The organism is uncultured Streptococcus sp. (assembly GCF_963528215.1).
Classification (GTDB): Bacteria; Bacillota; Bacilli; order Lactobacillales; family Streptococcaceae; genus Streptococcus.
The window spans coordinates 1-12,417 of the sequence record NZ_CAURVL010000039.1; the positions used below are offsets into that span (position 1 = coordinate 1).

Consider the following 12,417-nt stretch of genomic DNA (forward strand, 5'->3'; position numbering starts at 1 on the left):
CCGACTTCCCCTCTTCTCGAACAAGATCTAGACAAGCTTCAATGATTTCTTCTTTGGTAAATTTATTTTTTGGAGGCATGACATCCCTTTCTGATACATTTGTTGCGCAACATTTGTTTCTTTAAAGTATTTAACCATATCCTAATTCAAAAATCAAGGAAAAAGTAAAAAAAATACTAGCTAAGTTTCCTTAGCTAGTATTAAATTGCTCACTTATTAAAGATTGACTGTCTGAAGTCGTCTGTTTCACGAAGATAAGCATTATATATCTTCTTCTTGAGCAGGTTGACCCAGCTAGCATCAACACGGCTGGTAGCATTGGTAATGTTGCGTACATCCTCTGCTACTGCTTCGTCCATCAGCCTTTGCATATCTGCATAAGAGCGAATGGTTACTTTCTTAGTACTGTTTGGATTTCTGAGTTCGTACTCAATGGTGATTGGCTTGATCTTGGTCAGCTGATCAATCCGCTCCTTATACATAGCCTTCTTGAAGGCTACCCAAGAGTCATATTCACCTTTGAATACATTTTCCAAGACTTTCTGGTCTGTTATCAGACCAACATCTCTTCCGGACCATCCATCCCACGTTTTCTTGCCTTCATCAAAGGCTTCCTTAGAGTACTTACCAGAAACATAAGGGATAAATCCTTCATGGTAACCCTTGGCTGCCAGCAACTCATAGGCTGTGCGGCGGAACATAACGTCACCCGGCGCTCCATTTGGATTGCTCAAGGCTGAGTAGATTGGTGAGAAGAGACTGAGACTGAGATAGCCATTTCGTGCATACTTACCACTTTCCTTATTCTCCCGACGAGTGATAACATCATTTTCAATCAAAGAGTCAAAGGTCTTCAGCTGCTTGATTTCTTCAGCAGTGAAGGTTCGTGTCTGGTTTCCAGCGTGGGTTTCCTTACCATACTTATCAGTAATATAGTAATTCTCCATCTTTCTGAACCACTGAAGTTTCGCATCATCACTCTGCTTAAGCATAGAAGTACCTTCTAGGTAATCCAGCGTGTAAATCATATCAAACATACCATGGACATAGTGTTGCAGGTCTTCTGCATTTTGAACGCGTTCCTTGAAGTTATATGTGTGTAGACGCGTCTTAGAATCCTTGTCCACCTTGAAGAGGGTATTGAGTGTAATGGTTGCTTCATCTGCACTTGGAGTGGACTGCAGGAGTCCGCGAGCATAAAGCTCAGCTCCCAGACCTTCGCGGCGGCCATTGCCCTCAAAGTAAATGCCACCGTCAGAATTATGGGTCATTTCATGCGTGTAGACAGAGTTACCATAGTCTTCTAACAATTTAGCTGCATCAAAGTGGGTTACACTTCCTGTAGCATAGGCATTATAGCCCTTGCTAGGATACCACTTGCCGGCTGGTCCAAAGAACTCCTGCATAGCCAGTGATTTTTTGTCATTAGCTGGAGCCCAATATCTTTGACCAGTCTTGTCAACCAATGAGAATCCATCGTAAACCAGAACAGAACGGAAGAGCTTGTCCTTGCTTTCATCGCTTAGAATCTTATACCAGAAGTCATAGTGATCGCGCTGGTATTCAGCAGTTTTTCTAACTCTGTCTTCGACAAATTCAGCTAGCTCTGCATCTGTCCGAACCCTGCCATTGGCATCAAGGCGATAACGGTCATAAGCCCCCATGGAGATGGTAGACATATTGGAGATAGCATAGACACCCTTCTCAGTCATGGTCAAGAGTGGCAAGAGCATGCCCTTGTGTTCCCAGTTATCAGCAGTAATCTTGTCGTAAACGCCGACAGAATACTTACTCTTGTCCTCGGCTGCATCCTGAAGCTGTCTCGCTTCTGCTATATCCGACTTAGCCTCAATGATGTAGGCTTTTGTATTGGTCTTGAGCCATTCATTATTGGACTTGTCCGGTAGGAAGAGCTGACGATAACTTTCTAGATAATTGAAGAGCCCTCGTTTACCAGTCGCTTCAGAAAGCGAGGCATCATAAGCCATATAGTTGTTCTTAGCTTTAAGATTGTTCATGCCTGACTTACCAAGTGAAATGATGGTATCTAAGGTTGAAGCATTATGATTTCCAAAGAAGTCAAATTTATAGGCTGACAAATCCTTGACATTGATATTGTCATAGTTGATATTATACCAACGGTTGAGATAGGTTAGACCAAGTAAGAAGGCTTCTTTATTGTCTTTAATTTGCTGAGCTATATAGTCTGCTACAACATTGCCTTCCGTATTGATAGACTTGTCCATAGCTAGTACCTTGCGCAACTCTTCTGACAGCTTGGTCTTGACTTGGTCAAAGGCAGTATCCAGATAGAGTTCATCCAGAGAAGTGTCAGCATTCACACCTAAAACAGTTCTCATAGTTGGTGAGTCAAGGACAACCTTGTTCAACTCTGGCAGCACTTGATTAAGAACCCTGCTGTAGTCTGATAGGAAAGCTTCCGGAGTATAAAGGAGGTCTAAGCCATTTACACTGTACTCTGCAATTGCCTTATATTTGAAATCTCCCTTATAGGTCAGATCCAGATAGTCAACCGTATTATCCTCAAAGTGCAGCATCAGACGGTTAATTCCTGTCTTATTGCTATTGATATCAGTGATAATCTGGTCGCCCTTCATCGGAACAACATCCAGCAAATACTCTGTATTGAGCTTGTGATGATCTGGAAGTTTATTTCCATAGGCAACGATGGTCTCCTTATTGTAGAACGGAAGGAGTTTTTCCATGTTAGCATAAGCTATTAAACGGTCTTCTCGAGCATTCTTTTCCTGGGCATAGTTGACAGAATAAAGGTTGAGATTCGTGTCTTCCAGCGTGGTCGTAATGTCTAAGCTAGCTAGCTTCTCTTCTGCCTCGTTCAGAGTCAGTGTTGAAGTGACAAACTTGTCATTTTCCAGCGTTTTATTCCCTTCAACGGCATAAGCTTCTGTGATACGGTTATTCTCATATCCCTGATCGCCAGAAATACTGTAAACATTTGTACCGCTGACATTGCTGATGACATTATCAATTAAGCCATTGAAGTAATTGGAACCAACTACGCCACCAATCTGACCGTTCTTAGTAGAGTTTTGAATCTTACCAGCTACATAAGAGCGGCTGATGCGGGCATTGTTTTCTAAACGGCCAACCAGACCTCCAAAGCGTTGGTTGTTGGCTCTAGCGCCTGCTAGAATAGTCACATCTGCCCTGCTTTGGCTAATCAAGGAGTTTCCTCCCTTGAGATTGGCAACCAAACCACCGACATTGTATTCTTTACCCTGTTTATCATTTGACACGATAGTTCCAGTAAAGGAGCTATTGGAAATTTGGGTATTGTTAGCAATAACGACCAAACCTGCTACCTGTGAAGCATTTTCTTTTACTTCTACTCTACCTTGGACTGAAACATCTGTGATTCGAGCATTTTCTGAATTACGAGCCAGAGCGGCTGAGTCATAGGTGCCTACAATATTGACCTCTTTCAGGTCCAGATTAGAAATAGAGGAACCACTCTTGAGGTTTTCAAATAAAGGCTTGGCCAGATTATAAATCGCGTACTGCTTGCCATTATGGTTACCTGTCAGACTGCCTGTGAAGTTCCCTTTGAGGTAGACATAATCTGCAGGAGCCAGACTGACCTCGCTAGCATCCAAATCTGCTCCCAGAACATAGTTGCCAGCCATATTTTGCTTCATAGCGTCTACCAAACTAGCAAAGCTGGTGTAGACATTTTGCTGACTAGGAACAGCTGCCTTACTGATATAGAAGTCATAGCCAGACTTATAGCCTGTCTCACCTTCTTGTACCAGCTCAGGAAGAGAAACGGTCACCTTATAGACATCCCTGCCATCCTTATGGCTTTCCGCTATGCTGTGAACCGGCAGGAGCATTTCCTTAGATTCGCTTGATTTGACTTTGACAAAGTAGGGAGACAGATCCGTAGGCATAGAGCTCATGGACACGACGCGCTTAAACTGGTCGTTTTCTTTTCTGTAAAACTCGACCGAATCAATATCTCGGAAGGCAATCTTCTTGTATTCCAATTCAAAATTGCGGCTGTCCGTTTCAAAATCTGTGAAGCTGCCATTATCCAGTTCATAAGTAAGCTTGGTTTTCAGGGTATAGCCTGTGTAGTAGTCTAAGTCGCCGATTTTCAGACTTCCTGCGAAATTGGTAATCGGAAGAGTTCGGACGAGCTGATCTCCCTGGTACAATTCAGCAGTCGCTGAGCGGAAGGACTGGGTCTGGTCTTCTAATCTATATTGGACTGTAACCGACTTGTCGTCTGCATTTTCTGTCAAACTTAGAATAGAAACTGTCGGCTTAACTTTAGGCACTCCATTTAGAGCTTCTTTGGCTGCTGTCAGGCTAGCAAATGCTTGATTGACCTGCACTTGTGTTGCAGTTTGATTATTCAGAACTCCTTCTGCCTTGGTCAATTCATCAGTATAAGCTGTCTGCTTATCTGAATCCGCATTTTTATATTTAGCAGTTGCTTTAACAATTGGATTTAAATCGTACTCTGTTTGAAGAGCCGTTTTGACAACTTCAAGACCGCTTAACTGAGCTTTAGCTTGGTTGATTTGTTCCACCAGTTGGTTAACTTCTGCTTGGCTAGCATGTGATTGACTCAGAAGCGCTTGACCCGCTGTCAAAGCAGTATCATAGCTAGATTGATGACTCTGACTATCATTGAAATAACGTGCCTGAGCTTTAATCTGATCTGCTTCCGCTAATAGATTGTGCAGTGGAATTAAATCGAATTCTTCTAAAGTTTCTACTTTTGGTGCTTCATTCGGTACTATATGTGTCTTAGCGGTACCGACTTTGACAATTTGAGTAACAGGTGCTAGAGTTTCTTCGTTTGAGATCTCTTGACGGTCAATTTCTTGGCCATTAGAGCTGTATACGCGAGTCTTAATGGTACGTTCACCTTGAACTCCTAGAGTCGCAATTTGACGGTCATCTCGAACCAATTCGTCCGTTTCTTCTTCACGAATGGTGAAGTTGATTTTTTCAACACGCGTTTCGTCGGTGTAAGTCAGTGGATACTCTGGAAGAGCTTCTTCTTTCGGTGCATCGTTTGGTACCATGGTTGGCTTAGCCGTGCCAATTTTGATAACTTGAGTAACTGGAGCTAGAGTTTCTTCGTTAGACAGCTCCTGACGGTCAACTTCTTGACCGTTGGAACTGTAGATACGGGTCTTGATAGTTCGCTCGCCCTCAACACCTGGAGTGGCAATTTGACGAGTACCTTGGACTAGCTCGTCAGTCTCTTCTTCACGAATGGTGAAGTTGATTTTTTCAACTCTAGTTTCGTCCGTGTAAGTCAGCGGATACTCTGGAAGAGCTTCTTCTTTCGGTGCATCGTTCAGTACCATGGTTGGTTTAGCGGTACCGACTTTGACAACTTGTGTTACCGGAGCTAGAGTTTCCTCGTTTGAAAGCTCCTGGCGTTCGATTTCTTGACCGTTGGAACTGTAGATGCGAGTCTTGATGGTTCGCTCGCCTTGCACACCTGGGGTTGCGATTTGGCGAACATCACGAACCAGCTCGTCAGTCTCTTCTTCGTGAATGGTGAAGTTAATTTTCTCTACGCGGGTTTCGTCCGTGTAAGTCAGTGGATACTCTGGTAAAGCGTCTGTTTTTGGTGCATCATTCGGTACCATATGTGGCTTAGCTGTACCAACTTTGACAACTTGAGTAACAGGTGCTAGAGTTTCTTCGTTTGAGATCTCTTGACGGTCAATTTCTTGGCCATTAGAGCTGTATACGCGAGTCTTAATGGTACGCTCACCCTGAATACCTGGGGTTGCGATTTGGCGAGCATCTCGAACTAACTCGTCGGTCTCTTCTTCACGAATCGTGAAGTTGATTTTCTCTACGCGGGTTTCGTCCATGTAGGTCAGTGGATACTCTGGCAAAGCTGCTTCTTTCGGAGCCTCACTTGGAACCATATGTGGCTTAGCTGTACCAACTTTAACAACTTGCGTTACCGGAGCTAGAGTTTCCTCATTGGACAACTCTTGGTGCTCAATTTCTTGACCGTTGGAACTATAGACGCGAGTCTTTATTGTTCTCTCACCTTGAACTCCCGGAGTCGCGATTTGACGGGCGTCCTGTGGCAATTCATCAGTGTATTGTTCTTCAATATTGAAGGCAATTTTCTCAACACGCGTTTCATCTGTGTAAGTTAGCAGATATTCTGGCAAAGCGTCTGCTTTTGGCGCATCGTTCGGAACCATGGTTGGCTTAGCCGTTCCGACCTTAACAATTTGAGTAACAGGAGCAAGAGTTTCCTCGTTAGAAAGCTCTTGGCGGTCGATTTCTTGACCATTGGAACTGTAGACACGAGTCTTGATTGTCCGTTCGCCTTGTACGCCTGGAGTCGCGATTTGGCGGGCATCCTGTGGCAATTCATCAGTGTATTGCTCCTCGATGTTAAAGGCTACTTTCTCTACACGCGTTTCGTCCGTGTAAGTCAATGGATACTCTGGCAAAGTGTCTGCTTTTGGTGCCTCGTTTGGTACCATACTTGGCTTAGCTGTTCCAACTTTGACAACCTGCGTTACTGGAGCCAGAGTTTCTTCATTAGAAAGCTCTTGACGATCAATTTCTTGACCGTTGGAACTGTAGACACGGGTCTTGATTGTTCGCTCACCTTGCACTCCTGGAGTCACAATTTGACGGGCGTCCTGAGGCAATTCATCGGTGTATTGTTCCTCGATGTTAAAGGCTATTTTCTCTACACGCGTTTCGTCTGTATAGGTCAGTGGATACTCTGGCAAGGCGTCTGCTTTCAGCGCATCGTTCGGTACCATGTGTGGCTTAGCTGTTCCAACTTTGACAACTTGCGTTACCGGAGCCAGTGTTTCCTCATTCGATAACTCCTGGCGGACAACTTCTTGGCCGTTGGAACTGTAGACACGAGTCTTAATCGTCCGTTCGCCCTCAACGCCTAGAGTGACGATTTGGCGAGAGTCCTGAGGCAATTCATCGGTGTATTGTTCCTCGATGTTAAAGGCAATTTTCTCTACACGCGTTTCATCCGTGTATATTAATGGATACTCTGGCAAAGCGTCTGCTTTTGGCGCATCGTTCGGTACCATGTGCGGCTTAGCTGTACCAACTTTGACGACTTGCGTTACTGGCGCTAGAGTTTCCTCATTGGACAACTCTTGGCGGTCGATTTCTTGGCCGTTTGAGCTATAGACACGAGTCTTGATGGTTCGTTCACCTTGGACACCTGGGGTCGCAATTTGACGGGCATCGCGAACCAACTCATCCGTATATTGCTCTTCGATGTTAAAGCCAATTTTCTTAACACGCGTTTCATCTGTATAAGTCAGTGGATACTCTGGCAAAGCTGCTTCTTTTGGTGCATCGTTTGGCACCATGGTTGATTTAGCCGTTCCGACTTTGACAATCTGCGTCACAGGAGCTAAAGTTTCCTCGTTGGAAAGTTCCTGACGGTCAACTTCTTGACCGTTGGAGCTGTAGACACGGGTCTTGATTGTTCGCTCGCCTTGCACTCCTGGAGTCGCAATCTGACGGGCATCACGAACCAGCTCGTCCGTCTCTTCTTCACGAATAGTATAGTTGATTTTCTCTACACGGGTTTCATCCGTGTAAGTTAGAGGGTATTCTGGTAGACCTTCTAACTTTGGAGCATCAGCTGGAATCAGGCTTGACTTACTTGTTCCGACCTTAATAATCTGAGTGACTGCTGCAAGAATTTCTTCATCTGATAAAACTTGGCGGTCAACCTCTTGGCCATTCGAGGTATAGATACGAGTGGTAATCGCCCGCTCGCCCTGTACACCTGGTGTGACAACTTGGCGACTGCCTTCTGGAATCTCATCAGTATACTGTTCTTCGACGGAAAAATCTATCTTTTCTCTTCTGGTTTCATCCGTCGCAGTCAGCTCTAATTCTGGGGCTTGATGCACGGGTGCTTCATCTGGTGCGGTACCATAAGTTGTTAGTTCCGGAACTTCTTGTACTGGAGCACCATCTGATGCAGTGCCATAAGTCGTTAGCTCAGGCACTTCTTGAACCGGTGCTGTATCTGGCGTTGTGCCATAGGTCGTCAATTCGGGAACTTCATTTACAGGTGCGCTATCTGGTGCAGTGCCATAAGTCGTTAACTCTGGAGCTTCTTGTACGGGCGCAACATCAGGTGTAGTTCCATAGGTCGTTAATTCGGGAACTTCATTTACAGGCGCTGTATCTGGTGCAGTGCCATAGGTTGTCAACTCTGGGACTTCTTGGACAAGCGCAGTATCGGGCGTCGTACCATAAGTCGTCAATTCTGGGACTTGATGCACTGGTGCTTCATTTGGTACAGATTTTACTGCAGCAGTTCCGACCAACACAATTTCCGAAACTGGCTCTGCAGTTACCTGGTCTGAAATCACTTCGCTTTTTACAATTTCTTTACCAGCAATATAATTGCGAGTGACAACAGTACGTGTACCAGCGACACCTGCGCGAATGACCTGAGATTGTCCCTCTGCGAGTTCATTTGAATATTGGTATTCTGTTTGATAAGGCAGGACTTGGGTTTGGCTGCTTTCTTGGCTCTTGAATTCCAGCTCTGGTACTTCAGTAACTGGAGAAAGCCGAGCAAATTCGCGCTCTTTGGCTGCAATAATCTCTTTTTCTTGCTCGGTCAATTTATCTGTTTCAGTAGACACAGGCTTGTTGGCAGTACCCTGATTCCCAGAAAGACTAGCAGATTTACCTGCCTGCTGATCGACTTCGACAGCTGACAAGTCCTTCTGTGCCGTAGGAAGCTGATGACTTCCTGCTGCATTTTCCTTGCCCTGTTCACCGCTTTTCAGATAGCCAACATATTCGAAGCCAGCAATCTCTAAAGGCTCAGGCAGCTTATCTCCTACTGTCAAATTCAGCCTTTGATTGTAGGCGGCTAATTCAATATTGGTCACTGCAAATACAGAAGGAGCTAGGAGAATAGAGCCTAGACCTGTCACTAGCAAAATAGAAGACAGGTACCTCTTGCCATTTCTACCTCGTGCAATTACTAAGACTGCTAAAGTCAGCCCAGCAGCTGCAAAAGTTGCTTCCCAGAGACTTGAGTAGCCCGTCTTTGGCAAACTTTTTGCCGAAAGCCCCTGGGTCTTTGGACGGTAAACCAGATAATAAGCATCAGAGTTTTCTTCCACAAACTTTGGAAGCTCCTTAACAACTGCATTCTTCTCAGCTTCAGTCAGTTCAGACTCTACTACGTAGTGATACTGAACTGGAACGGTTTTGCCTGCTGAGACTTCTGCAGCCTCAACCGTGCTTATATTTCCCCCTATTGCGGTGCTCAAAAAGAAGCTTCCGATAGTGGCAGAAACCAATCCTACTGATAACTTTCTAAAAGAATAGCGCTGGAGCGTATCACCAGTGATTCTTTTTTCCATAATAATTCCCTTTTCTTCATATAATAATCTCTTAAAATTTTACAGAATTTCCTACAAAAATTCAATGCTTTTGCTTAAAAATATATCTTTGAAGGCTGAAATCATCATGTTTTTGAACAGCCTGAAAATAGTGTTCATTTTTACCTGAAAAATTAAAAACAAATCTTCTGTTAGAAAATTTGTTTTTTAAAATATGATTTATTTTGTTAGTCAGGAGTTCAAATCCAATTCAAAGAGACCATACTCATGCTTGTCTCCTTGCAGTTCTGCCGCATAGTGGCGCGTGACTGTTTTTTGATGAATCAAGGCTCCAATAGCTGAGGCTTGACGCTTCTGCACTTCTTTGAAAATCGGATAGGCCAAGGCAGAGCCCAATCCTAAGAATTCCTCATCTACCCCTAGATACATAATCATATATCGTTTTGGAAAACGCTTGGTCCAAAAAAGTTTAGCTAGGTTGAGAGAAGTCAGTTTTTGATAAACCAGAGAGCCGTAGTCCGGCATGGCAATCAGAAAACCAGCTAGCTTGCCCTCCTTATAGGCCAGCTTAACCATGGAAAAATCAAGAATATACTGGTATTTTTGAAAAATCTGACTGAACTGCTGACTGGAAATAGACCGATAAATTGGAAAATCTTGATAGAGTTGATTGAGGAGCTCAAAAACCTGTAGCGAAGCTTGATCCCACTCCTTCTTCTTGGGAGAGCAAATGGTGAAACCCGCTTCTTCAAAAGACTCAAATCGATGAGCTAGCTTGTCCTGATGAATTTGATTGCTGACCTTGGGATAAAAATTGGACAGATAGCGCTCCTTAAGTTTAAAACCTGCAGCCTGCCATAGCTCAGGATAATAGGCTGGATTATGAGGTTCTCCAGTAAAAGGGAGCTCCTCTGTTCCAGTCAGCTGCATTCGATAACCCAGCCAAAAACTTGCCTGTACGGGACCAATTATCTTCATCGCTCCGAGACTGCGAGCAAAACCTGCTAAATGCTCAATAAAAGCAGATGCAATTTGCTGGTCATCGATTGACTCGAAAAATCCCAAGTAAGCAGCCTCATCATCTGAATAAAAGGTCAGAAGTCCTCGAATGCAGGGCTGACTGTTCATATAGCCAATAAAGGCATAGGCATCTAAGTCAGAACTCAGCGGGTGACTGCCATCAATCAAAGCCAGTTCTTCCTCTTCCGACTGCATGAGGTGGTCTGGCTGGTAAATCTGCTTGGGCAGGGCTAGAAAATCGGCCAGCTCTGTCGTATTGGATTTGACTGGTTTAATTTCCAGCATGGTCTTCCTCCTTGATTAGTCGAATCTTGCCAGTCAGTCCATCCATCTCAATCCAATCACCATTTTGCAGCTGGCTGCAGGCACCTCTGACATTGACAATGGAAGGAATCCCTAACTCGCGGGAAATAATGGCCGTGTGCGAGAGCAAAGACCCCTGCTCGGCAATGATACCCTTGGCTTGGGTCAGAAGATAAACCCAGCCCGGATCGGTCATCTTGGTCACGATAATCCGGTCCTGAGCAGACTCAATCTCTTGCACATCTTCCACGACCAAAACCTGAGCCTTAACGCAGCCAGGTGAGCAGCCAATCCCTTGTAAGGCTTGATTACCCGTATTGTGACTGCTGGTGTGGTTTTGCGGTTTCAGGTATTTCTCAAAGACCCGTCCAGCAAAAACATAGCGACTAAAGGTTGGTAGTTCCTTATCAGCCTCCAACTTCTCCCGACGCTCGGTTATCAAGCCACTAACATCTCTGGGCTTTCCGGTCAGATCAAACAGCTCTTCCTTTGTCAGGTAAAAAACATCGTCAGGCGTAGCCAGCAGCCCTTGATCGGCTAATTGCTGGCCCAGAGTTCGGAAAATCTGGCGCATCATGCCGTAGATCCGTGTGCGGTTTAAGCGGGAGCTTTCCCGATATTTAACACCAGTCATGGCTCGCTTGCGAAGAAAATTCGTCCACCAGCCTGATTTTTGCTCAGCTTCTTCAAGTTTCTGAGGAGCCAGCTTCTTCTCCTCTTGCTGGCACATTTGCAGCAGGAGCTTGAGCAGACGCTCTGGATGCGTTCGAAAGGTTGGGGTTTCTAACTTCAACTCTTCCGGAGCCCGATCACCAAATTCATGGATAAAATGGACTATTTCTTGAACCAAAGGATGCTGACGATTTAGAAAGACTGCTGGATTTTCACTTGCCATGGCCTGTCTAATCTCTGCATTTTCTTCTGCTTTGAGCTGAGCTGTTAAAGCTTGCAGCGCCAAGGCTGGCCGCATACTTTCAATCTGCTCAATCCCTGCAATTTCTGCCTGAACAGCCCCACTGCGACGCGACTTCTTCAGGAGTCCAGTATAGACAAAAGCATAGAGGTCATTGACCAGCGTAATGTCCCAGTGAGCCAGAATATCCTCTTTCAGCTTTCTGACCAAGGTAATCAAGGTCTCCGCATCTGCGTCGGGAGAAAAGCTCGCTTCGTATTCGCGCTGAATCTGGGCAAACTGTTCTTCCAATTGCTGCATTTGCTTGGGTGCCGTCCAAAACTCTCGAATAATGCGAAGCATGATTTGCAGGCGTTTGAAAGCAGAAAGGTGCACCGGCATCTGAGGTACCTCTGTCTCTCGAACACCCAGCATATCCTGCCAGATAGGAATGATTTTCTTCGAAAAAGGCAAAAGCTGCAAGAGCTGATACCAGCTCTGAATCTGGTAATAAACCCGACTGTTGACCGGTTGTAGCATATTTTGAAAGGTGGCTTCATAGGTAGCCAACTCAGGGGCATCCTTACCAACCAAGCGCTGGGCCAGACTGCGGAAAATGCTAGCATAGGCCTCCTGGATAAAGCTAATGGTCAAAGGACTAGAAACGCCCGGATAGCTCTCGACAATGTTGCTGTTATCCAGAATAATCTGCTGGCCTTCTAGCAAGGTAGTAATAGGTCGTGCTTGCAAAAGATAGAGCTGGCCATTTGCGAAGGTAAACTCCATATCCATATAAGGTCCGAAAAGCTGACT

Annotated in this window: 3 protein-coding genes; all 3 read right to left on the reverse strand. The window is 45.0% G+C overall.

Annotation, left to right across the window (positions count from 1 at the left end; genetic code table 11):
• Positions 1 to 209: 209 nt before the first annotated feature.
• A complete protein-coding gene (locus tag RWS24_RS10050; protein ID WP_314367145.1) occupies positions 210 to 9,410 on the reverse strand; it encodes a ZmpA/ZmpB/ZmpC family metallo-endopeptidase in 9,201 nt (3,066 codons plus the stop codon).
• A 210-nt stretch (positions 9,411 to 9,620) separates the two neighbouring features.
• Positions 9,621 to 10,694, reverse strand: a complete 1,074-nt coding sequence (locus RWS24_RS10055; RefSeq protein WP_314367147.1) for a hypothetical protein — start codon at positions 10,692 to 10,694, stop codon at positions 9,621 to 9,623.
• The coding region (locus RWS24_RS10060) for a phosphoenolpyruvate synthase (RefSeq protein WP_314367150.1) at positions 10,681 to 12,417 on the reverse strand (1,737 nt) is incomplete at its 5' end. The genes RWS24_RS10060 and RWS24_RS10055, both read right to left, overlap by 14 nt.

What these genes read in the sequence shown, in the direction of transcription:
- RWS24_RS10050 (WP_314367145.1), bottom strand. Translation starts at nt 9,410, where the DNA reads ATGGAAAAAAGAATCACTGGTGATACGCTCCAGCGCTATTCTTTTAGA.
- RWS24_RS10055 (WP_314367147.1), bottom strand. Translation starts at nt 10,694, where the DNA reads ATGCTGGAAATTAAACCAGTCAAATCCAATACGACAGAGCTGGCCGAT.